General features: G+C 49.1%; 18 protein-coding genes and 1 pseudogene. 9 read left to right on the plus strand and 10 right to left on the minus strand.

Features of this window, described 5'->3' with window-relative positions; genetic code table 11:
• The first annotated feature begins 53 nt into the window (after positions 1-53).
• Complete coding sequence (gene polA / locus AACR41_RS11315) at positions 54-2,975, plus strand: DNA polymerase I (protein ID WP_030006499.1); 2,922 nt, start codon at positions 54-56, stop codon at positions 2,973-2,975.
• A 2-nt stretch (positions 2,976-2,977) separates the two neighbouring features.
• Entirely contained in the window at positions 2,978-4,165 is a 1,188-nt protein-coding gene (bioF, locus tag AACR41_RS11320; protein ID WP_030006500.1) for an 8-amino-7-oxononanoate synthase, read from the plus strand.
• On the opposite strand, the gene AACR41_RS11325 is transcribed toward bioF, so the two are convergent.
• Positions 4,162-5,001, minus strand: a complete 840-nt coding sequence (locus tag AACR41_RS11325; protein ID WP_030006501.1) for a hypothetical protein — start codon at positions 4,999-5,001, stop codon at positions 4,162-4,164. The two genes, bioF and AACR41_RS11325, sit on opposite strands and share 4 nt — an antisense overlap.
• Positions 5,002-5,103: 102 nt before the next feature.
• Entirely contained in the window at positions 5,104-6,327 is a 1,224-nt protein-coding gene (locus AACR41_RS11330; protein ID WP_030006502.1) for a hypothetical protein, read from the minus strand.
• A 52-nt stretch (positions 6,328-6,379) separates the two neighbouring features.
• Between AACR41_RS11330 and AACR41_RS11335 the strand changes: the two genes are divergently transcribed.
• On the plus strand, positions 6,380-6,820 hold the full coding sequence (locus AACR41_RS11335; RefSeq protein WP_030006503.1) for an acyl-CoA thioesterase: 441 nt from the start codon (positions 6,380-6,382) through the stop codon (positions 6,818-6,820).
• Between the two features lie 123 nt (positions 6,821-6,943).
• The gene (locus AACR41_RS11340; RefSeq protein ID WP_012306905.1) at positions 6,944-7,282 is read left to right on the plus strand and encodes a P-II family nitrogen regulator; all 339 of its coding nucleotides are present in this window, start codon (positions 6,944-6,946) and stop codon (positions 7,280-7,282) included.
• 83 nt (positions 7,283-7,365) lie between these two features.
• On the opposite strand, the gene AACR41_RS11345 is transcribed toward AACR41_RS11340, so the two are convergent.
• The 3 genes from AACR41_RS11345 to AACR41_RS16550 all read right to left on the minus strand — a co-directional run bounded on the left by AACR41_RS11345 (position 7,366) and on the right by AACR41_RS16550 (position 11,686).
• A complete protein-coding gene (locus AACR41_RS11345; RefSeq protein WP_030006504.1) occupies positions 7,366-7,830 on the minus strand; it encodes a plastocyanin/azurin family copper-binding protein in 465 nt (154 codons plus the stop codon).
• 48 nt (positions 7,831-7,878) lie between these two features.
• On the minus strand, positions 7,879-11,367 hold the full coding sequence (gene mfd, locus AACR41_RS11350) for a transcription-repair coupling factor (protein WP_030006505.1): 3,489 nt from the start codon (positions 11,365-11,367) through the stop codon (positions 7,879-7,881).
• Positions 11,368-11,497: 130 nt separating this feature from the next.
• Positions 11,498-11,686, minus strand: coding sequence for an STAS domain-containing protein (locus AACR41_RS16550; protein ID WP_229364864.1), 189 nt, complete (start codon positions 11,684-11,686; stop codon positions 11,498-11,500).
• A gap of 491 nt (positions 11,687-12,177) precedes the next feature.
• On the opposite strand from AACR41_RS16550, the gene AACR41_RS11360 reads away from it, so the two are divergent.
• Positions 12,178-13,269, plus strand: a complete 1,092-nt coding sequence (locus tag AACR41_RS11360) for a saccharopine dehydrogenase family protein (protein ID WP_030006506.1) — start codon at positions 12,178-12,180, stop codon at positions 13,267-13,269.
• Between the two features lie 43 nt (positions 13,270-13,312).
• Here AACR41_RS11360 and AACR41_RS11365 read toward each other — a convergent pair whose 3' ends face one another.
• The 3 genes from AACR41_RS11365 to AACR41_RS11375 all read right to left on the minus strand — a co-directional run bounded on the left by AACR41_RS11365 (position 13,313) and on the right by AACR41_RS11375 (position 15,886).
• Positions 13,313-14,038 (minus strand): alpha/beta fold hydrolase, encoded by a 726-nt coding sequence (locus tag AACR41_RS11365; RefSeq protein WP_030006507.1) that lies wholly within the window; start codon positions 14,036-14,038, stop codon positions 13,313-13,315.
• Positions 14,039-14,177: 139 nt separating this feature from the next.
• Positions 14,178-14,690: a flavodoxin FldA gene (gene fldA, locus AACR41_RS11370; RefSeq protein WP_030006508.1), complete on the minus strand. Its 513-nt coding sequence runs from the start codon at positions 14,688-14,690 to the stop codon at positions 14,178-14,180.
• Between the two features lie 167 nt (positions 14,691-14,857).
• On the minus strand, positions 14,858-15,886 hold the full coding sequence (locus AACR41_RS11375; protein WP_030006509.1) for a chlorophyll a/b binding light-harvesting protein: 1,029 nt from the start codon (positions 15,884-15,886) through the stop codon (positions 14,858-14,860).
• 401 nt (positions 15,887-16,287) lie between these two features.
• On the opposite strand from AACR41_RS11375, the gene xth reads away from it, so the two are divergent.
• The gene (gene xth, locus AACR41_RS11380) at positions 16,288-17,070 is read left to right on the plus strand and encodes an exodeoxyribonuclease III (protein ID WP_030006510.1); all 783 of its coding nucleotides are present in this window, start codon (positions 16,288-16,290) and stop codon (positions 17,068-17,070) included.
• A 4-nt stretch (positions 17,071-17,074) separates the two neighbouring features.
• A complete protein-coding gene (folP, locus tag AACR41_RS11385; protein WP_030006511.1) occupies positions 17,075-17,932 on the plus strand; it encodes a dihydropteroate synthase in 858 nt (285 codons plus the stop codon).
• Here folP and AACR41_RS11390 read toward each other — a convergent pair.
• Positions 17,910-19,346 (minus strand): dihydrolipoyl dehydrogenase family protein, encoded by a 1,437-nt coding sequence (locus tag AACR41_RS11390; RefSeq protein WP_030006512.1) that lies wholly within the window; start codon positions 19,344-19,346, stop codon positions 17,910-17,912. The genes folP and AACR41_RS11390 overlap by 23 nt on opposite strands.
• Before the next feature lie 215 nt (positions 19,347-19,561).
• Here AACR41_RS11390 and AACR41_RS11395 point away from each other — a divergent pair, with 215 nt between their 5' ends.
• Together AACR41_RS11395 and AACR41_RS11400 are read left to right on the plus strand one after the other, a co-directional pair.
• Complete coding sequence (locus AACR41_RS11395) at positions 19,562-20,326, plus strand: dienelactone hydrolase family protein (protein ID WP_030006513.1); 765 nt, start codon at positions 19,562-19,564, stop codon at positions 20,324-20,326.
• A 222-nt stretch (positions 20,327-20,548) separates the two neighbouring features.
• Complete coding sequence (locus AACR41_RS11400; RefSeq protein WP_030006514.1) at positions 20,549-21,142, plus strand: hypothetical protein; 594 nt, start codon at positions 20,549-20,551, stop codon at positions 21,140-21,142.
• Between the two features lie 14 nt (positions 21,143-21,156).
• Here the strand turns inward: AACR41_RS11400 and AACR41_RS11405 are convergent.
• A pseudogene (locus tag AACR41_RS11405) lies at positions 21,157-22,087 on the minus strand (FTR1 family iron permease).
• Between the last annotated feature and the right edge of the window lie 294 nt (positions 22,088-22,381).

A 22,381-nucleotide genomic window follows, 5' to 3' on the forward strand; every position in this document is an offset into this window, starting at 1 on the left:
TTATGGGAAGATCATCATAGTCGATTGCTCCTTGAATTGTTCCGTAAGTATTAATGACAACGCCGCTGCTGCTTCTAATTGATGGTCACTCCCTCGCCTTTCGCTGCTACTACGCCTTTGCCAAGTCTAGACAAGGGGCGCTGCGGACTTCAACGGGAATTCCAACGAGTATTTGCTTTGGCTTTCTCAATGCCCTTGTGCAGGTGATCGAACGCCAAAAACCCGATGCGGTGGCGATCGCCTTTGACCGACCAGAACCCACCTTTCGCCACACCGCCGACGAGAACTACAAGGCCCAACGTAAGCCTGCCCCAGACGATTTCCGGCCCGATTTTGAAAATCTCCTCGACCTGCTCGATAGCTTAAATGTGTCCCGGGTGACTGCCGTGGGTTATGAAGCCGATGATGTGCTTGCGACCCTCGCCCGACAAGCCAGTGAAGCGGGCCAACAGGTAAAAATTTTGACAGGCGATCGCGATCTTTTTCAGTTGGTAAACCCTGACAAAAAAATCAGCATTCTTTACCTCGATACCAAGGGCGTCAAAAGCGGTAGCTATGAAGAATTCACCCCAGAGCTTGTCGAAGCAAAATTAGGTGTAAAACCAGAGCAAGTCGTAGACTTCAAAGCCCTCGCGGGTGATTCCTCCGATAATTACAAAGGTGTCCAGGGCATTGGTGAGAAAACTGCCATTAAGCTCATCCATGAATTTGGCAGTTTAGATAATATTTATGCCAACCTCGATAATATTAAAGGCGCCACTAAAAAACGCCTAGAAGCCGACAAAGACGCCGCCTATCATTGTCAAAAATTAGCAAAAATTGCCCAGGATGCGCCCCTTGATATTCTCTTAAATGAGCTTCATTTAACTGGCTTTAATCTAGAGCAAGCAATCGGGATTTTAACGAAATTAGAACTCAAAAAATTTATTCAAGATATTGGTAGAATCCAGCAAATTTTTGGCGCAGAAACAATTGAAATTCTTACCCTAGAATCTGTCCAGTCCAATAATACAATCGTTGACGAAGCAGGTAACGCACAATTATCTATTTTTGCTCCCTCAGATCCCGACCAAAATCAAGCCCAGACGCCCCCAACTGCAACTATCTCGCCGATCCAGCCCCTGATTATTGACACGACAGAAAAGCTCGCCCAGTTGGTTGATCAACTCAAAACCCAAACCGATGTCAATCACCCCGTGGCCTGGGATACAGAAACCACTGGTTTAGATCCCCGGGAAGTCGATCTCGTGGGTATTGGGTGCTGTTGGGGTAGAGACCCAGGCAATATTGCCTACATTCCCATCGCCCACCATGACGGAAATCAACTAGAGAAAACACAAATTTTTCAGGCCCTAAAACCGATTTTGGAAACAGAAAAATATCCAAAAGTTTTTCAAAATGCGAAGTTTGACCGCGCTATTTTTACCCACCAGGGAATCACTCTAGCTGGGGTAGTGTTCGATACGATGTTAGCAAGTTATGTTTTACATCCAGAGATGAAACATAATTTAACGGATTTGAGCCTACGTTATCTGGGAAATATCATTGCTAAAAGCTATAAAGATTTAGGGTTAACCAAAAAACAAACCATTGCAGATTTAGAGATTTCCGTTGCAGCAGAATACTGTGGCTTAGATGTTTATACAACTTATTTAGTCTGCCAAAAATTAAAAGTCGAGCTTAAAGATTACCCCGATTTAGAAAAACTTCTAGAAGAAGTTGAAATGCCCCTAGAACCAGTACTCTGTGCCATGGAGAATACAGGTATTCGCATTGATCAAGACTATCTTCAGCAATTAGCCGAAGAATTGGGGGCTGATTTAACAGACCTAGAAACCAAAGCTTACAACGCAGCAGATGAACGATTTAATCTCAATTCTACCAAGCAATTAGGAGAAATCCTTTTTGAAAAGTTGGGTTTAAACACAAAGAAAACACGAAAAACTAAAACAGGCTATTCAACAAACCATGCTGTCCTCGAAAAATTACAAGGGGATCACCCAATCATTGATTACATTCTTGAATATCGTACCCTTGCAAAATTAAAATCCACCTATATTGATGCTTTGCCGACTCTTGTTAGCCCAAAAACGAACAGAATCCATACAGATTTCAATCAAACTTTGACCAGTACAGGGCGACTTTCTTCATCAAATCCAAACTTGCAAAATATTCCGGTACGCACTGAATTTTCCCAACGGATTCGGCGGGCATTTATCCCTAAGGAAAACTGGGTACTTGTTGCGGCAGATTATTCACAAATTGAACTCAGAATCCTGACCCACTTAAGTCAAGAACCCATTTTATTACAGGCCTACCAAGCCGGAGAAGATGTCCACCGGGTCACGGCACAAATGATTTTTGATCGGGACTCGCCCCAGGCCGTCACTGCTGCAGAACGACGGATTGGTAAGATTATCAATTTTGGTGTGATCTACGGAATGGGTGCCCAGCGGTTTGCCCGGGAAGCGGGCGTTTCTAAGGAAGAAGGACGGGCTTTTATTGACCGCTACCATGAACGCTATGCTAAGGTCTTTGAGTATTTAGAACTGGTTAAAAAGCAGGCGATCGCCCAGGGTTACGTGAGTACAATTTTGCAGCGACGACGCAACTTTGACTTTATCAGTAACTGTTTAATTGAACTAAAAGGCAGCGATCCCAAAGCGATTGATTTAGATAGCCTCGATTATGCCTACAACGATGCCCAATTATTACGGGCAGCGGCTAATGCACCGATCCAGGGTTCCAGTGCTGATATTATCAAAGTGGCGATGATCCAAATTCACGAATTATTAAAGGATTATCAGGCTCGTTTGTTACTCCAAGTTCACGATGAATTAGTTTTTGAAATGCCCCCAGAAGAATGGGAAGAATTAGGCCCTAAAATTAAAACCACAATGGAGCAAGCGATACCTTTATCTATTCCTTTAGTGGTTGATATTCACTGCGGTAAAAATTGGCTCGACGCGAAGTAATCATGGCGAATTCTGATCCTATTTATGGCTGGCTAGAGACCGCTTTGGCCACTATCAAAAAAGCAAATTGGTATCGACAACCGAAAACAATCACCAGTCAATCGGGGGCGACGGTCACCTTAAATGGTCAATCGGTGGTTAATTTTGCCAGCAATGACTATCTGGGTTTAGCGGGCGATCGCCGCTTAATTGATGCTGCCATAGCGGCCACCAAGACGCTGGGGACGGGGAGTACAGGCTCTCGGCTTACCAGTGGCCACCGACAACTCCACCGGGATTTGGAGCAGGCGATCGCCAATCTCAAACAAACCGAAGATGCCCTGGTATTTAGCTCCGGTTACCTAGCCAACCTCGGCACCATTAGCGCCATTACCAACAAAAAAGACCTGATTTTAGGGGATCAGTACAACCATTCGAGTTTAAAAAATGGGGCAAAATTAAGCGGTGCGACGGTGCTGGAATATGACCACAACAATTTAGACGCATTACGTCAGCTCCTCGAAACCCATCGGCAAAACTACCGCCGTTGCCTGATCACCACCGATAGCGTTTTTAGTATGGATGGCGATCTTTGTTTACTGCCCGAACTGTTGGCGATCGCCAAGGAATTTTCCGCCATGTTACTTGTGGACGAGGCCCACGGAACTGGGGTTTTGGGCCAAAAAGGTGCCGGAGTCGTAGAACATTTTCACTGTACCCAGCAACCGCTTATTCAAGTGGGCACCCTCAGCAAAGCCCTGGGCAGTCTCGGCGGCTATGTGGCGGGCAGTAAAGCTCTGATTGATTTTCTCCGTAACCGTGCTTCGACTTGGATTTACACCACCGGACTCTCCCCAGCGGATACGGCGGCCGCCCTCGCCGCGATTCATATTTTGCAGGCAGAACCCCAACGGCGGCAGCAACTCTGGGAAAACATTCGTCAGTTAAAAAGCGCCCTTGGGAACCATGAATTGGTGCCTTCTGAGTCGGCGGTACTTTGTTTTGGTCTCGCTAATCCCCAGCAAGCACTAGCCATGGGCGATCGCCTTTTAGCCGCAGGTTTTTTTGCTCCCGCCATTCGCCCGCCAACAGTCCCTACCAGCCGCATTCGCGTGTCGGTGATGGCGACCCACAGCCCCCAACAGATCCAAGGATTTATCGAAATATTCCAGCGGTGCTTTGCGGAATTTTCTGGGTCATCAAATCTTTAATTTTCCTCAATTTGGAACGCTTCTTTTTCCGCCTCTAGGATCTCCGGCGGCACCTGAAAGCGGGGTCTGCCATTTTCATCAATGCGAACAATGACCCCCATCGCCTCTAGCTCGGCGATCGCCCGTCTCTGGGTTTCCACATCCCGCGCCTGCCCCAAAATCGACGACCAAGCCGTTACCCGCGCCATAATACTGCGGGGATCCCGTTCCAAAAAGGCAACACTGGCCTCAGAGCGTTGTTGGGCATTTTGACTTTCGGGGTCATCATAGTAGGCCGCCCAAGCTGCCGCCGTTTTATAGGATTGAATAGCGGCGGGGATATCACCGAGGAAAAGATGCTCGTCAATGGCTTTCATGCGCCAGAGATAAAAACTTTGATCCGGGACAGTAGGGGTCATCTCGGCCAGGCCACGATTTAACAACTCGACGGTGCGGTCTGGGGTACCAGCGTAGAGGGAACTGCTCCCCGATAGATAGTAATAGCCTTCCTTAAACCAAGGATCGAGATCGACGATGACCTCAAAATAATCCGCACTGAGGCGATAATTCCCCAATTTTCGCGCCTCATCATCCCCAAAGTATTGTAAAAATCGCAGAAAAATCCAATCAGAAATTAAATTGTCGTAACCGTAGGTGGGCAGTTGTTGCCACAGGTCTAAACTGGCCGCTTCCGTTTGTGCCTGACGCTCGACAATTTCTGGGGTTAAGTCGGTGGCTTGCTTCAAATTATTGAGACGGAACTGTTGCAGGGTAATAATTGCGGCTCCAGAAGCCAATGCTAACGCGCCTAGCCCTAGACTTTTTAGTCCTTTACCCACAAGTGCGATCGCCACCATAATCCGAGAGTGCTAAGGTTTTTGAAAACACTCCAATTTTAGCTTGCTGGGCTACCGATCCTGATGACATTTACTTGTCGCAGCGCTATTGACTGGTTTTGTTTATTTCCTAAGCTGATTTAGTTTTTTAAAGAGTTGGCTGGCCGTATGTTCAACCCAAGCCAAAAGGTGATCCACCGCCTTTAAAAGCCGCTCCAAAAAATGTTGCTCGTAACCAACGCTGAGGGCCTCCGCTTCTATCCACTCCGGTTTCGCCTCGATCTCCGTCGCATTGGGGGGGGCATCCGGCTGGGTGAGGCTCTGGGTCTGGGATTCAACTGTGGCGATCGCCCCCGATTCAGGGCGAGAAATTGGTTGGTCTAAAGTTGTGATCAATGGCGGCAGTGGACTCAGTTGAGCCTGAGGCGAATTAAGATTAGCTTGATCAATAGCCTCAGCAGACTTTGTTTTGGCTTGGAAGAGGTCGGCCCAGGTTAGCCAAGGCTTGGGGGTAACAACGGGGTCAGGGGCCGTGATGGCACTGGTGGCGGGTTGAATCTTAAACCAGTTGCGAAAAAAACGTTGCAGAGGTGGTAAGGCTTCGGCGGGAACCGTGGGCGCCAAAACCCGCTGTTCTAACTGGGCTAGCCGTTGATCCAGGGGCTTAAGCACTGGGGCGAGGGGCAACGGGGGTAAAAGCTGGGGCGAATAAATTTCGGGGGGAACCACCGCCGTGTGCCAATGGGATTCACCGAAGAGATCAATGGCGATCGCCACCGGACTTTGTTCAAGCCAACTTAAACCCTGCATCAACCAACGTACCGGAGCGAGAAGCCGGGGATTGTGGTGATGCACGGGCGGGAGAATCCGAGGATTTGGGGTTTGGCTCGCGAGATCCTGCTGTCTTTTTTGATAGTTAACGCTGCCGAGGTGAAAACTGATTTGTCGCTGTAGCTCCGTTTGGGATTGCTGGGGTTCAACGGTGTGATTGTCTTGATCGACAAATAAAATGTCCTGGGTTTTGAGGTCGCAGGCAATGCCTTGGAGGGGGGGCTGAGTTGTACCGTCACCTCCAGAAATGCTGATGGGAAAATCCGATGTTTGGGTCGCTGCCTCCGCGAGGGCAAGGCGTTTGCGTTCTGTTTGGGCGGCGGCAATTTGACGCACCGCAACGCGGCTGGTTTGCGCCAGTAGATACAGCGGATACAGAGCGATTTGGCTACCCCACTCCACCGTAATTTTGAGGCGGCGGGCGGCCTGGGTCAGTCGGCTTCCCCACTGGATCGATTGACGATTGAGAAAGTTAAAGAGTTTACTTTGGTAGGGGCCTGGAGCAGACATCGTCATTTTTGCGGCACAACGCTTTTATTGTCCCATAGAGATTTCGGAATCGAAGTTTATGGCTTACGCTTATCGACGAACCATTCATTTGGCGGATACTGATGCCGCCGGGGTGGTCTATTTTGCCCAGCTTCTCCATATTTGCCACGAGGCCTATGAAATATGTCTCACAGAGAACGGTATGGATTGGTCTGGGTTACTCCGGGAGGGAACCGTTGCCCTGCCCATTGTCCATAGTGCCATCGATTTTTTTCGGCCAATTACCTGGGGCGATCGCCTAGACATTCAGCTTTACCCAGAACTTGAAAATTCTCGCCAATTTAAGATTTCTTACCGGATTTTTAAGGAAAATCAAGACTCCCCCCCAGAATCGCCCCTGGCCACAGCCCTTACCCGCCATGTGGCGATCAATCCCAGAACTCGTCAGCGTTGTAGCCTACCTCCGGTAGTCGAAACATGGTTAAGGAATGCACCGAAAATCGAGGACAGCAAAATTTAGCCTGTACAATTGTCTTGAATCTAACGATATCTTTTTACCTGTGATGCTAAAACAAGGTAGCTCACGCACTTAATTCATTATTTTTCATTATTTTCAGACTATTTAAGAGGAGTCATCACTTCAATGAAAAAAGTAGAAGCCATTATTCGCCCCTTCAAACTCGATGAAGTCAAAATCGCCCTCGTCAATGCAGGCATCGTCGGCATGACCGTTTCTGAAGTTCGCGGTTTCGGTCGCCAAAAAGGACAAACAGAAAGATATCGCGGTTCTGAGTACACCGTTGAATTCCTCCAAAAGCTCAAGATTGAGATTGTCATCGATGATGATCAAGTAGATGCAGTCGTTGACAAAATTGTTGCGGCGGCCCGGACTGGGGAAATCGGCGACGGGAAAATCTTTATTTCTCCTGTGGATCAAATTGTGCGGATCCGGACTGGCGAAAAAGACCTCGAAGCTGTCTAAAATCGCCCCTGGTGCTCAGTTAAGTTTTTTAAAATTGTCCACAACTATCCCCCACAGCTCCCTCTTGATTTGAGGGAGTTTTTTTACGAATCAGCAATGACTTGAATGGTGCCAACCATCCCTGCTGCGGCATGGCCAGGGACAGAACAATGCAGTTCAAATTTGCCTGTCTTTTGGGGAATCAGGATCCATTCGGCGATCGCCCCTGGTTTGAGTTCGAGTTCGTGAATCGCTCCTTTTACTTCCACCTTGCCCGCTTCGACTTTTTGAGTCCAACTGGTATCGGCAAAATCCTTGGCCGTGAAGTAGTGTTTTTGATTGCTGGGATTGTCGAGGAGTAATTTGTAGCGTTGGCCAGCGACAAATTCTAACTGATCAGGGACAAATCGTAGGGCGCCACTGGTTGTACCCAGATGGATCTGCATTTCCTGGAGGGGCTGTTGAGCGGGGACTGGTAAGGCGATCGCCGCTGGGGTCAGACAAAACCAGATTAATCCGAGTAAAACCAGCGCTCTACAGCCATGGATGAAGCATTTATGAAATACCATTGATTTTCTCCATTGCGCTTGAAAATTTAGCTTTCTTTGATGGTTCCGTTATACCTTGGCTTCCTCTAACACCCCCTGCATTCTGCCGAGCCACTCGATAAGACTATCCAACTGTTGCTGAGGTTTCATCGCCCCCAAACCCCGCACCGTCACTTTTTTAGAGGTGTACACAAAGCGGGACTGGAGATGGGACGGTAACTTTTCGGCGAAGCGCTGCCAGGCGGGTTCCTCCATGGGCGTTTCTAGGACGATATTTTGTTTGCCTTCGGGTTTGATGCGCGCAAAACCAAGGGATTTGGCAATCATTTTTAACTCAATGACCTGGAGCAGTTGCTCGACCGAGGGGGGTAATTTACCGTAGCGATCGCCCCAATCGGCAGCAATTTGCATCAGTTCCGGTTTGGAGTTGGCCTGGGTAATCAGACGATAGGCATCAAGTTTTTGGTCGGCATCGGTGATGTAGTTGCTCGGAATAAAAGCCGTGAGCCGTAGATCCACCTGACAGTCATCCACCTGGGGAATTTCCTGGCCGCGAATTTCACTGATGCAATCCTGGAGCATCTCCATGTACAGATCAAAGCCAATGGCCTCCATTTGCCCGGACTGCTCTGCCCCAAGGAGATTTCCCACGCCGCGAATTTCCATATCCCGCATCGCCAATTGATAACCAGAACCCAGTTGACTAAATTCCTGCAAGGCGCGCAATCGTTTCCGGGCTTTTTCGGTCAGTTCCCCTTTGCTCGGATAAAGGAGCCACGCGTGGGCCTGGATCCCGGAGCGTCCCACCCGACCCCGCAGTTGATAGAGCTGGGAGAGGCCAAATTTTTGGGCATCTTCGACGATAATCGTGTTCACCCTGGGAATATCTAAGCCAGACTCCACAATGGTCGTACAGAGAAGAATATCCGCCTCGCCATTATTAAAGGTCAACATCGTCGTTTCGAGGTCGGCTTCGTTCATCTGACCGTGGGCGATCGCCACCCGCGCCGAGGGAATCATTTCTTGTAATTGGGTGGCAATGGTCTCAATCCCTTCAACGCGAGGCACCACATAGAAAATTTGTCCGCCCCGATCTAATTCATTGCGAATCGCAGTACGGATAATTTCGGGGTTATGGCGGGACACGTGGGTTTGGATCGGGCGACGGGAGGGCGGTGGCGTGGTGATCAGGCTCATTTCCCGAATGCCCGACAGGGACATATACAGGGTGCGCGGAATCGGGGTGGCGGACAACGTCAAAACATCGACCTTCGTTTTGAGGGCCTTAATTTTTTCCTTTTGATTCACCCCAAAGCGTTGTTCTTCATCGACCACAAGCAAACCTAAATCCTTAAATTGCACGTCTTTGCCGAGGAGTTGTTGGGTGCCGACCACAATGTCTAATTCGCCCTTGTGGAGCCGCTCCAAAATGTCCTTGCGTTCGGAGGTGGTGCGGAAGCGGTTTAAAAGGCCAATATTGATCGGGTAGGGAGAAAAGCGTTCTTTTAAAGTGTGGTAATGCTGTTGGGTCAAAATTGTGGTCGGTGCCAAGAGAGCCACCTGTTTATGGCCGCCAGTCACCACCTTAAAAATGGCCCGGATCGCCACCTCTGTTTTCCCAAATCCCACATCGCCACAAACGAGACGATCCATTGGGCGATCGCTTTCGAGATCCCGCTTAATATCCTGAACGGCCTTCAGTTGGTCTGGGGTTGCTTGGTACGGGAAAGAATCCTCCATTTCCTGTTGCCAGGGGGCATCGCTTGGGTAGGTTGTGCCCTTCATTTCCGCCCGCTGGGCATAGATTTTCAACAGGTCAACGGCCAGCTTTTTAACGGACTTTCTGACCTTGGCCTTGGTTTTTTCCCAGGTTTTGCCGCCCATGCGGTGGAGTTCCGGACGCCCCTTGGCGGTGTGGCGATAGCGGGACAGGGTATCTAGAGAATCTGCGGGAATTCTCAAAATTCCATCGGCATATTTGAGAACTAAATATTCTCGACTTTGCAGGGTTTCAATTTTAATAAAGCGACCAATACCGTGGCTTTTGTGGACAATATAATCACCGGGATTGAGCTTATTAACGTCAACGGTTTTTGAGGCGGCCCGCCGACGTTTTCTGATGTAACCAAAGGTGGTGAGGGCGTGTTGGCCATAGAATTCTCGGTCGGTAACAACGGCAATTCTAAAGGTGGGTAGAATAAAACCTTCGAGTTCTGCCTGGCCTTTGTATTTGAGGGCGATCGCCGTGCCTTGGCGTTGGTGCTTTTCGATGGCGGGATAATCCCTAGGGTTGGGGATGAACTGGGCGGCGCAGTCATGTTCCTGGAGTAGGGACACAGAGCGTGAGGGTTGGGCCGAGACCAGCCAAGCATTGTATTTATCGAGGGTAATGGTGCTGTAGATTTCCCGTTTACCCCGCAAAATTTCTGCTAATTTACCAAACTGGTGCGGTGTAATGGGCACCGGGCGACTGGACAAGTTAACACTGGTTTCACTGACATCATCAAGTTCTGCCAAAGTGATTTTTTGATACCGTTGGCTGACTTGGTCGAAATTTTCTTGCACCCTGCGGTGAATTTTCGGCAAGGGAAAGTCGCCATTGAGTAACTGCCACTGGGCCTCGCTGGTTTCGTAGGTGCGATCGCCATGGGCCAGACATTGGGAGAGTTCATCGATGGCCACCAAGGTATTTTCGGGTAAATATTCCAGAATCGAGGCCACCTGATCCGCAAAGGCGATCCCTAAAAAGCGTTGCATTCCCTCCGGGTAAACACCATCCGCCCATTGTTCTTTTTCCTCTGGGGTTAAAGGGAGATCCGCCGGATCAAGGATCTGTTGACCAATTAAAGGAGCCCAGGCCGTGGGGGTCAAAACCAGTTGGTCTACTTTATCGAGGGAACGCTGGCTGTTGGGGTCAAACTCCCGGATGCTTTCGAGCTGATCACCGAAAAAATCTAAGCGGATCGGTAACTCCCCCGACACCGGAAAAATATCAACAATATCCCCCCGACGAGTCCATTGGCCTTCGGTTTCGACGATGTTCACCCGCTCATAACCCAGGCGCGTTAACTGAGTGGCGATCGCCCCGGCGTGATCGAGTTCTTCTCCCGGCGTTAAGGTCAAACAATAATCTTGGAAAACCGTTTGGGGTGGCAGATGGGGCTGGAGAGCGCGCTCCGTTGTCACCACGACCATGCCCTTACCAGCATTAGACGACTGACCCTGGGCGATCGCCCCTAGGGTTTGCATCTGCCCCCAGATCATTTCTGACTCTGGATCAAAGGCCTCGTAGGGGGACGCTTCCGAGGTGGGATAAAACAAGACCTGCCCCCAGCCCATGGCCTCTAATTGGGCCGCCCAACGTCCGGCTTCCTCTAGGGTGGCACAGACTACTAATAAATTTTTCTCCTGCAACTGCGCCAAACTTGAGGCCAACAGTCCTTTGGGGAGTCTTGGCAGGCCACTTAATGCGAGTTCCCCTTGGGTCTGGAGCTTTTGGTTTAATTCTGCGGTGAGGGCAGCGCGGCTCAAAAAACGGACAACCGAAGAAAAAGTCATAGGTAATGGCGACGGTGACAGGAAGCGTTTAGGGGTTCATTAAATGTATTACAGTTCTTTACGGGGCCGCAAAATCAATAAAAAAATCAACAAAAGATTACGGCGATCGCTTCGGCTTTTTGGGGCTTGTTTAGGATTGCGCTGCCTGCTGTTCAAAGAAGTCTGCTTGGGTCGCAAAAATTTCAAACACACGGTTCATATTGGTCAACTCAAACAGCATTTGTACCTGTTCATTGACGTTACATAAAATCATTTTCGCCCCGTGGGAGCGCACCGTTTTTAATAATAAAACCAATGATCCGAGGCCGGCACTGTCCATAAATGTGATTCCAGCAAAATCAAGGACAACAACTTCTTTTTTTCCTCGGTAATACTTTTGAGTAAATCATCTTTAAACTCAAGGGATTTAATATTATCAAAAATGCCCGTGGGGTGAAAGACTGCAATTTTGTTATCCATAATGAACGCAGAATCGTTAAAAAAGAATCAAAAACTAGGTAAAAATTTTAAATCAATATTGATGGTCAAGAAGGTGAGGCGTTGTCCTCAAGCGCAGTGACCCAGGGGGACTGTTTTAGCTTAGTCTACATTGTCGTCCTTTGAACCAGACCTATTCTTTTCAATCCATGGGCTTGGCAACAAATGGCGTTTCTACCTTAAATATTATCCGAGCCTAGGGGCAACCTGGCGGGGAAAATTGGATTTTTTAGGCTCAGGCTTGCGGTGGCGTGGTGGGTCGTTGTCTACTGTCCCAGGGAGCGGCCTGATAAAATGCCCAGGGTGTGGCAGCCAGAGTACAGGATAGCGCCGATGGTAAGGAAGATTTTGATTTTGGGGGGCACGGGCCGCATCGGTCAACGGGTGGCAGCGGCGATCGCCCCCCTGGGTGCGGTGACAGTTACGGGACGTTCTGGGCAGACAGCAAAGGCGCTCCAGGGAACATTTCTGCGCCTTGATTTAGAAGATTTAGCAGCTTTAGAAAAGGCGATCGCCAACCATGATCTGGTGATTCACTGTGCGGGGCCATTTCACCGCCGGGATGGGCGAGTCCTACAAACCTGCATCCACCAAGGCAAAAATTACATTGACGTTAGTGATCACCGTTGCCTGTACCAAAAGCTCAAACCCCTGACCCAAGCCGCCAGGGAAGCCGGAATTATCGCGGTGTGCAATGCAGGGGTCTTTCCGGGGATCTCTAACAGTATGGTGCGCCTCGGTGTAGAGCAGCTCGACGAACCTCACCAAATTGAGCTTTATTATGGTGTCGCAGGTTCCGGAGGCGCTGGAGAAACGGTGCTGACCACGACTTTTCTGGGGTTAGGAGAACCTTTTCTGGTGTTCCAAGGGGGCACTTGGCAAGCCAAACAACCCTATTCCAAGCCGACGATTATCGATTTCCCGGCACCCATTGGCAAAACGACGGTGTATTGGTTTGATGTGGCGGAAACTTTTACCTTTGCTGAGTCTTTTCCGGTAGAAACGGTGGTCACAAAATTTGGTTCTCTGCCCAATTTTTATAATCAGCTGACGCGGGCCATGACCCTATTACCGGAATCATTACGCCAACATCCCCGCATCATTCAAGGTCTCAGCAAAATTGGCTACGGCATGACTAAGCTCACGGATCCCTTTACGGGGGTTGGGGTGGCGATGCGAGCGATTGTTAGCGGCATAAAAGATGGTACGCCCCAGCAGGTTACGGTGGATTTTGTTCATAAACACACGGCGATCGCCGCTGGCTTAGGGGTTGCTCTGGTGGCGGAGTTAGTTTTGGGTGAGCAAATTAACCAGCCCGGTCTCTATCCCGTCGAGCAGATTATTCCTAGTGATTTGTTTTTGGCCTGGGCACGCCAGCATCAACTCCAACTTTCTTGGAACATTCAACCTTCTGAAAAGAATTAGGCGATCGCCAATTGAACATTCACTAGAAATCTGGTCACTATTTTTAAACTGTCGCTGTTAGGGCCGATTGCTTGAGTTGCAGGAAAGTCGAAATTTTATGGGCCACTTTTTCAGGATAAAAATAATGGAAAAAGTATCGACCTTGGGGGCATTGCCACAGGGTATCCTCCGGCTTGAGCCAAGGCTGCCAATCTGTTTGAAGTTTCTGATCAATCACCACATCATCACTGCTCCCACAAACCAACAAAGGCATTGAGACCGAGCGGGGCGGCAAAGATTGATTCCGACAAAGGGTGTGGAGAGGCAGGGCCGTTTTGAGGTCGGCTTCGAGCACGTCCCGCAGTTGATAAACGGTGGCTGGCGGTTGAATCCCAAATAGGTTGTAAACGGTCTGCTTTAGGAGAATACTTCTCGGACAAGGTAACAGGCGCAACTGGGCATAATAATGGGCCTGCCAATCCACCGCCGGATAAGCCCCTACCGACAGCAAGGTCAGGGATTTCACCCGTTCTGGGTGGCGATCGCCATAGAGCAAGGCCACTAATCCGCCAGTGCCATGGCCTAGTAAATGAACGGGGCGATCGCACTGCTTGAGGTAATCATGAAGCAAGACTAAAACATCATCAAGGGAACGGGCTTCGTCCATCGATTGCTGATATTCCCAATAGTGAACTGAGTGTTTTTTTGCTAATACCTTCAGGAGAGGTATATCAAAGGATTTAAAAGCGGGATTAACGTTTAACCACAGCACATCATTGGTTTGGTACATTTTTATTTTTAGAATAATTTTTTATTGTTGTTATTGATTAAAAAATTTATTTGGAAAAATCCCTTTACCGAATTCCTTTTGATTCCACCAGAGGAAGAGTACAACAAGCTCCTCCCCTGAATGACATTAATCAAGCGTTCTACAGACCAAAGGCTGGTTTAAGTTGGGCAACCCAAGCTTGAATACGTTCTGCCGTCAATTCCGGTTGATTATCTTCATCGATCGCCAAACCGACAAATTTACCGTCCCGTTCCGCTTTGGATTCGCTGTGGTCATAACCAGCGGTGGGCCATTGGCCTACGGTTTTCCCGCCAAGGCTGGTAATTTTTTCTTCTAAAATGCCCATGGCATCCTGAAAATTGTCGGCATAGCCCACTTGATCCCCAGCCCCAAAATAGGCAATGGTTTTTCCTGAAAAGTCTACGTCATCGAGATCATCATAGAGGGCTTCCCAGTCTGACTGTAGTTCTCCCACATTCCAGGTTGGACAACCAATGATCAGCTGATCAAAATCCCGTAGTGCTTCGATATCAACCTCAGCCACATCAAAAAGTTCGACAATATCTGAACCACCAAAGGCCGCTTGGATCGCTTGGGCAAGTTCTTCTGTGTTGCCTGTTTGTGTGCCGAAAAATAAACCAATTTTTGACATGATTAAAACCGTAATCTTGCTTTAGAAAGTTGTTTGAATTGAAAAATCAATTACTCTAAAAAGAGTCGCGTTAGGAGAAAGAAAAAAGGTTCCAAATCACTGCATGGAACCCGATTGTCTATGAGAGGAAAACTTTTACTAAGTTGATGTGTAGCGGTTAAAAAAACCTAGGCATCCAGTGGATCGCTAAGGACTTTTTCGACTCGACGGAAATCAAAGCCCATGGCGCGGAGGGCGTGCCAGAGGTGCCCCTGGAGGAAGAAAAAGGCAAAGAAGAAATGGGCATTGGCTAACCAGGCACGGGAAGTGTGTTCGTTCATGGGGAGCTCGATGGTGTCGGCAAAGTAAGGCACAATGCTGAGTTTGACATCGAGAACAGGCCCATAAAATTCAACGGGATAGGCCGTGGTATTCACTGCGCAGAAGTAGGCGGCCACAAATCCCGCCAAGGCGATCGCCCCCAGGGAATAGGACAAAATCGCTTCCCCAGAGAACAGGAGCACCTTTTTTGCCCACTGGAGTGGCGGCACGAGAATGTGCCAAATTCCCCCAGCCACAAGCAGCACACCCACATAAATATGGCCACCAACGATATCTTCGAGATTATCAACGGTGGCGAAGTGGGTTTGATACCCGTAGATCACCGCCGGATCGAGGGTCGGCTCTGTAACCAAGCGCACGGTTTGGGTCGCTGTGTCGTACAAACCGCCAAAGTACATCGCTTTCACTACGAGCAAGAAAGCACCCAGTCCCAGCAACAGTAAGTGATGGCCCAAAATTAAACCCAATTGCTTCGGGTCTTCCCAATCAAAATGGAAACGACGGGCTGGGCCGGTGGCTGTTTTGAGATCTTGGGGGCCACGCAACACATGGAACAATCCCCCTGCCGCCAGTACCGCTGAAGAAATTAGGTGAATTGCACCAATGACAAAATAAGGCTCTGTATTGATCGCACCGTTTCCTTCAATGCCCAGGCCAAGGGTGGCTAAATGGGGCAAGAGGATTAAATTTTGCTCGCCCATGGGTAGGGTCGGGTCAAAGTAAGAAATTTCGAACAACGTGAAGGCCCCTGCCCAGAAAACAATTAAGGCAGCATGGGCTACGTGGGCACCAATAAACTGACCGGAAAGGTCAGCAAACCGGGCATTGCCTGCCCACCATTCGTATTTAACGTCTGGATTATCGTAGGTTTGCATCGTGATTTTAAAAAGAGTGGTCGTTAAAACTAATCAGGCTAATCACTTATCGCATATATTTAGCAATAAAGGATTGGCTTTATCCTACAATTATTCTCAGTAAAGTCAAGTTAACTTTTGTAAAAAGTTGCCCTGGCCAATCACTCCATGAGACCAAAAACCTTATCTTTACAAAGAAAATAGGAGTTTTTACGAATTTCTCGCTCCACTTCTCGCCGCAACGATCACGTCTTTTTTGCTAATTAGTTTTGATATGAAGAAACCCAATAATTATTTCAGACAAGTTTTATCACTATTAATTATCAGTTGGCATTCATGCAATAAAAGGCGATCGCCTAGCTATCAGTCGGATTCCTGGCCGCAAACTACGCTAAATTAACTAAGTCCAATTCTCGAAGCCCATGGAAATCGCAACCTGGAACGTGAACTCGGTGCGTTCTCGTCAAACCCACATCTGCCAATGGTTAGAACAAACGGGGGTTGATCTGCTCTGTCTCCAAGAAACAAAGGTGGTAGATGAAGATTTTCCCCGGCAGCCCTTTGAAGCCCTGGGGTATCACACCTCGATCTCTGGCCAAAAATCCTACAATGGCGTTGCTCTCCTCAGTCGGGAACCGCTCCAGGATGTGATCATTGGTTTTACGCCTGTGGTCGGGGCGGCGATCGCCCAGGATTTTGACGCGCAGAAACGGGTGATTTCTGGGGTGATTGGCGATGTGCGGGTGGTGAATCTCTATGTGCCCAATGGTTCCGCCGTCGGTAGCGAAAAATATGACTACAAGCTGGGCTGGTTTGAGGTTCTCAAGGCCTACTTAAAAGAATTGTGCAAAGACGATCGAGAGATTTTAATGTGCGGTGATTTTAATATTGCCCTTGAAGACCGGGATATTTATATGCCGAAAAAACCCGATCACATTATGGCTTCCCCCGCAGAACGGGAAACACTCACGGAGATTCTAGGCTTCGGCTTTCAGGATGTGTTCCGCAAATTTAACCAAGATGCAGATCAATTTAGCTGGTGGGATTATCGGACCCGGGGCTTTAGTCGGAATCGTGGCTGGCGCATTGACCACATTTATCTGACGAAAAAGCTTTACGGCCAGGCAAAACGCTGTTGGATCGACCGGGAGCCGCGCGGTTGGGAAAAACCCAGTGACCATACCCCTGTGATTGTGGAGCTTTAAACCGATGGAACCGCTTACCCTCCGGAATCAAACTTTTACCTGGGGCGATCGCACCTATGTGATGGGGATTCTCAATGTCACCCCCGATAGCTTTAGTGATGGAGGTCAGTTTAATTCCGTTGCTTCGGCCTTGGCCCAAGCGGAAAAAATGGTCGCTGCTGGCATTGATATTCTTGACATTGGTGGTCAATCGACCCGACCCGGTGCGGCACAAATTTCCCTCGCGGAAGAGTTAGACCGGACAATTCCTGTGATTCGAGCGCTTCGAGAAAAATTTCAAACGGTGATTTCCATCGACACCACCCGTGCAACCGTGGCAAAAGAGGCGATCGCCGCTGGGGCCGATATTGTTAATGATATTTCTGGGGCGACCTTTGACGCGCAAATGCTGACAGTGGTACGGGATTTAAACGTGCCAATTATTTTGATGCACATCCGGGGCACACCCGAAACCATGCAAAGCCTGACGGACTACCAAGATCTGATTGCCGATCTGAAAACCTTTTTCCAAGGGCGCATCGCTGCCGCCCTAAAATTGGGCATCCCGAAAAATCACCTGATCCTCGATCCGGGCATTGGTTTTGCGAAAACGGCTCTGCAAAATTACGATCTAATCCGCCAGCTCCAGGATTTTCGCGCTTTAGGTTATCCTCTGCTGGTGGGGCCATCTCGCAAAAGTTTCATTGGCCACATCCTCAACGAACCAGATCCCACGCAACGGGTGTGGGGGACGGCGGCGGCCTGTGCCGGGGCGATCGCCTTTGGAGCTGATATCCTCCGGGTGCATGATGGCCCAGAAATGATCGATGTGGCGAAAATTGCCGATGCGATTTGGCGGCCTACAAAGAGCGCAGAAACTTAAAGAATTCGGTCAAGAAATTTTGAAGTTTTTCGTTATCGGCGTATTTTTTCTTGGAGAGTAACAGCGCCGTTTTACTATTAATTTCGCTCAGGGTCGGGTAAACATGAATCCCCGTTAAGGCCGAAACCGGTAAGCGATAGGTCATCGCCAGAACAATTTCATGGATCAGCTCCCCTGCCATTGGCCCTACCAGATGCGCCCCTAGGATTTCGCCGTTATGACGCACAATCAACTTATTAAAGCCCACGGTAGAATCCTCCGCCTGGGCGCGATCCACTGACGCGAAAGGCACTTTCAAAATCAGCACATCACCGTAACGTTTACGGGCTTGTTCCTCGGTCATGCCAACCCGTGCCACCTCCGGATCGGTAAAGGTTGCCCAGGGAATCACCCGATAATTGACGCTTTTGAGAAATAATTGCAGTGGATTCAGGGCATTTTGGAGTACCACAACGGCTTCGTAACCCGCCACATGGGTAAACTGATAGCCCCCAATCACATCGCCGCAAGCATAGATCCGACCATTGGTCGTTTGGAGTTTTTCGTTTACATGGATGCCTTGACTGTCGTAGTCCACTCCAGCGGCTTCTAGGTTGAGGGACTTGATATTGGGAGTGCGGCCCGTGGCCAGGAGAATTTCATCGGCGATCGCCGCCACCTGGGAATCATCCTCGGTGTAGAGGTGTTTTTTGCCCTTGACCACTGCTACCCGTTTTAACCGGGCATTTTTCAGAATGGTGATTCCTTCTTGGTTAAATTGTTGCTCCAGGACGGCGGCGGCGTCGGGGTCTTCTTTGGGCAAAAGGCGATCGCGGCTCGCAAACAGAGTCACTTCTGTCCCCAAACGGTGGAAGGCTTGCCCCAACTCACAGCCAATCGGCCCTGACCCAATCACCGCAAGGGATGCTGGCTGCTCTGTGAGGGAAAACACCTGTTCATTGGTAATAAAGCCCGCTTCCTGGAGCCCTTCGACGGGGGGGACAGCAGGCCGTGACCCGGTGGCAATCACAAAGGCGCGGGCCGTTAGCTTGCGACCATTGACGAGAAAAGTTTTGCCGTCGAGAAACTGGCCATCGCCAAAAATCACCTCGACCCCAAGCCCCTCAAATCGTTCTGGAGAATCATGGGGTTCAATGGTGGCGATCGCCTTTTGTACATGGCCCATTGCTTCTGAAAAATTAATTTCTGGCGCTTTCGTATGAACGCCGACCCGTCCTGCGTGGCGCACTTGGTGGGCAACTTTTGCCGCATGGAGAAAAGACTTACTGGGAACGCAACCATACCAGAGGCAATCTCCCCCAAGGCGATCCTTTTCGACCAGGGCCACCTTTGCCTTTAACTGGGCCGCTGCACTGGCCACCACGAGGCCTCCAGAACCACCGCCGATGATGACAATATCGTAATCCACAGCCACAGTTAAGTTTCTCCATTGGTGCAGTCAAGTGATTTTATTTTGCGCGAAAATTTCCCCTTTGTATCGCTAACGTTGGGATTTTCAGGAAATTTTTAACTCTTTTTCTGCTTAGCTTCAGTTTTGTCGCCCGCTTTCCCCAGGCCAAGGGGTGATTGTCTGAAACCACTACAATACGAGTTAATTAGTTGATTTACTCGATGGGAACTCCTTTGAAAATGTTACGAAAACTCTTGTTTGGCCTAACGCTCATGGTGGGTGCTGGCTTCAGTATGCCGGCCCAGGCGGATGTTGTTGCCTATCCTTTGGTTTATAACATCGATGACCAACCCTTTGAGGGGTATGTTGCCCGCAACGAAGGCTTTGGGAATGATCAGCCGATTGTTTTACTCGTGCACGACTGGGATGGCCTCAATCGCTACGAGAAAATGCGCGCGAATATGCTCTCGACCCAAGGTTATACGGTACTTGCCCTTGATCTGTATGGTCAGGGGGTACGACCAAAAAATGTCGCTGAATCCCAAGCAGAAAGTGGCAAACTCTATGGCGATCGCCAACTGATGCGCGAAAGATTACAATCAGGCTTAGAAGTCGCCAAGCAACTCGAAGGGGTTGACCCAGAAAAAGTTGCCATCATGGGCTATTGCTTTGGGGGGTCAGCGGTACTAGAAATGGCCCGGTCAGGGGCAGATCTCGACGGCTTCATTTCCTTCCATGGCGGCTTAGCCCTACCAGAAGGCCAAGATTACAGTGAAACCACAGGTTCCGTTTTAGTGCTCCATGGCTCCGCTGATCCTGTCTCTCCCATCGCTGAGGTGGCCGCCCTCGCCACAGATTTAAACGAAGCAGGCGTGACCTACGACATGGAAATCTATGGGGGTGGCTTGCACTCTTTTACCAAGTGGGATTCTAGCGATTATGACCCCCAAGCGGATCTCAAATCCTGGGATGAATTGCTCGAATTTTTAAAAACAGTTTTTTAAACCAGATCAATTTTTCATTTCAGAAAAGTTACAGTTCATTATCGGCAAGTTTTGGAAAAATATCATTCCAGGCTTGCTTTTTTGATGTTTTTCGCCACGGTAAAACAGCAATTAGTACAAATTTTTACATTATTAATTTCACGCCCATTGGGAAACTTTTCCGTGGCTTAACCTGTCATGGACTTTTACACAAGGATTGAGTTAAGCAGGATATTTAGCACCATGAAACCCTTCACACGTCAATGGGTACTGCTGGGCCTTATTCCCCTCCTGACTTTGGGGTCACTACTGCCCACATTGCCCGCCGCCGCTGACCCCAGAAGAAACAACACCCCCGAAAATTCCTACGAATACTATAGATATCGTTGGGATTATGATGACGATGATGACTGGGATGATTATGACGATGACGACGATGATCGCTATCGAGATCAATACCGTCGATACGACTGGCGAGATGAAATTTCTTCCTGGGATAGAATTTTTAATGACATTGATCGCAATTACAACAATCGTATTCCCCGCGAGCTTTTTTACTTCCTAAGACGTGACCAAAATCTGCGTCGGAGCCTGTTTCAAACCTTCGGTCTGCCTAGGGGAAATGACAGTTTGATCCGTGACATTATTCTCGGTGTTCTTTTTGATCGTAACTACAACAATTACAACAACTACCGTTATCAGCGCGGGTTTGACTACGGCATCGATGCTAGTTGCTTACCAGCCCGGTGGCGACAGGAATATTATCGCGGCAACCCAGTGCCTCCCTATTTGTTGCGGCAATGTGGTCGCGTGCGTTCGTATGATTACGATGATTAGCTAAAACGATTTCCCTAGGGTTGTTTCACTGAAGGGACATCGAGTCTACGGAACAAACCGAGGCTATAAAGATAGAGTGTGCCAACGGAACTGAGAAAGAGCACATAGGCGATCGCCTGGGCCAGATAAATTTTTTGGCGATAACCCAACAAAGATTTCAGCAGAATCCCCGGAAACTGTTTGTCGGGTAAAGTTTCTGACAAATCCCAAAGCTGAATCCCCAAAACGCAGGCTGGGGCAGGGGAAATGCAGAGGGCTTGATATTGGGTTTGGATCTGGGCGAAAAGGGCGATCGCCGCATCGATGTGCTTTAAAACACCGACCACCAGCCCCGCAATAATCAGCAGCAGAAAGATTCCCATCACCTGAAAAAATAACTTGATATTCAGCCGTACCCCCAGGGCAAAGAGGAGAAACCCTAGCACCGTTGCCACAGTCAAGCCAGCCATCGCCCCAAGACTCGGCGGCAGCCATCCTCCTTGGAATTGGGCCACGATAAAAATCACCGTTTCAAATCCCTCCCGGAGTACCGCAATAAAAATCAGGGAAAAAACAGCCCAGGCCGCCGTTTCTCTGTCCTGGAGTGCCGCTTGCAATGCCCCTTCGACGTCGGACTTTAAAGATTTGGCCTGGCGGGTCATCCAAATGAGCATCCAACTCAACATGGCGATCGCCACAACCCCAAAACTCCCTTCGAGGATTTGTTTAAAAAACTGGCGCATAGGCTCCATCCGCCGTTGCCACCTGTAACAGCAGCCCCCACAGACCCCAGCCCACCAGGACACTCGCCCCCAACCCGGCACCAATGCCACCATAGACCCACTTTTGGAGGGACATCTGCTGCGCTTTCGCCAGACAAGCCAAGACAATGCCCACCACCAGGGCCGCTTCAAAGCCCTCCCGCAACGTAATCACAAAGGCGGGTAATGCTGCACTAATTTCCATAACTGATCCCATCAATTTCGGTGACGTTTTTCGCTTGCGCAATGCTTTTTTGATCCTAAAGGATTTTCCTTAAGACCTAGGCGATCGCCAAAAGTCCCTTACTCTCACCATCGCTGCGATGAATATTTTGCATCCAAATTTTGCATAAAAGTGACGGCCAATCACGATTAATGCTTAACGGCTCTGACAATGCATTTTTTATCTTGACCGAATGGTCAAAAATGAAGCAACTCAAAAATGCTCACAATGCATTTTCTGCAACATTTTGCTCTTTATTGGCAACTGCAGAAAGTC

It is taken from the genome of Picosynechococcus sp. NKBG042902 (genome assembly GCF_963864045.1).
In the GTDB taxonomy this organism is placed as follows: domain Bacteria; phylum Cyanobacteriota; class Cyanobacteriia; order Cyanobacteriales; family MRBY01; genus MRBY01.

Excerpts from the sequence above, each read along its gene's own strand:
- polA (WP_030006499.1), top strand. The coding sequence starts at position 54 with ATGACAACGCCGCTGCTGCTTCTAATTGATGGTCACTCCCTCGCCTTT.
- bioF (WP_030006500.1), top strand. The coding sequence starts at position 2,978 with ATGGCGAATTCTGATCCTATTTATGGCTGGCTAGAGACCGCTTTGGCC.
- AACR41_RS11325 (WP_030006501.1), bottom strand. The coding sequence starts at position 5,001 with ATGGTGGCGATCGCACTTGTGGGTAAAGGACTAAAAAGTCTAGGGCTA.
- AACR41_RS11330 (WP_030006502.1), bottom strand. The coding sequence starts at position 6,327 with ATGACGATGTCTGCTCCAGGCCCCTACCAAAGTAAACTCTTTAACTTT.
- AACR41_RS11335 (WP_030006503.1), top strand. The coding sequence starts at position 6,380 with ATGGCTTACGCTTATCGACGAACCATTCATTTGGCGGATACTGATGCC.
- AACR41_RS11340 (WP_012306905.1), top strand. The coding sequence starts at position 6,944 with ATGAAAAAAGTAGAAGCCATTATTCGCCCCTTCAAACTCGATGAAGTC.
- AACR41_RS11345 (WP_030006504.1), bottom strand. The coding sequence starts at position 7,830 with ATGGTATTTCATAAATGCTTCATCCATGGCTGTAGAGCGCTGGTTTTA.
- mfd (WP_030006505.1), bottom strand. The coding sequence starts at position 11,367 with ATGACTTTTTCTTCGGTTGTCCGTTTTTTGAGCCGCGCTGCCCTCACC.
- AACR41_RS16550 (WP_229364864.1), bottom strand. The coding sequence starts at position 11,686 with ATGGACAGTGCCGGCCTCGGATCATTGGTTTTATTATTAAAAACGGTG.
- AACR41_RS11360 (WP_030006506.1), top strand. The coding sequence starts at position 12,178 with ATGGTAAGGAAGATTTTGATTTTGGGGGGCACGGGCCGCATCGGTCAA.
- AACR41_RS11365 (WP_030006507.1), bottom strand. The coding sequence starts at position 14,038 with ATGTACCAAACCAATGATGTGCTGTGGTTAAACGTTAATCCCGCTTTT.
- fldA (WP_030006508.1), bottom strand. The coding sequence starts at position 14,690 with ATGTCAAAAATTGGTTTATTTTTCGGCACACAAACAGGCAACACAGAA.
- AACR41_RS11375 (WP_030006509.1), bottom strand. The coding sequence starts at position 15,886 with ATGCAAACCTACGATAATCCAGACGTTAAATACGAATGGTGGGCAGGC.
- xth (WP_030006510.1), top strand. The coding sequence starts at position 16,288 with ATGGAAATCGCAACCTGGAACGTGAACTCGGTGCGTTCTCGTCAAACC.
- folP (WP_030006511.1), top strand. The coding sequence starts at position 17,075 with ATGGAACCGCTTACCCTCCGGAATCAAACTTTTACCTGGGGCGATCGC.
- AACR41_RS11395 (WP_030006513.1), top strand. The coding sequence starts at position 19,562 with ATGTTACGAAAACTCTTGTTTGGCCTAACGCTCATGGTGGGTGCTGGC.
- AACR41_RS11400 (WP_030006514.1), top strand. The coding sequence starts at position 20,549 with ATGAAACCCTTCACACGTCAATGGGTACTGCTGGGCCTTATTCCCCTC.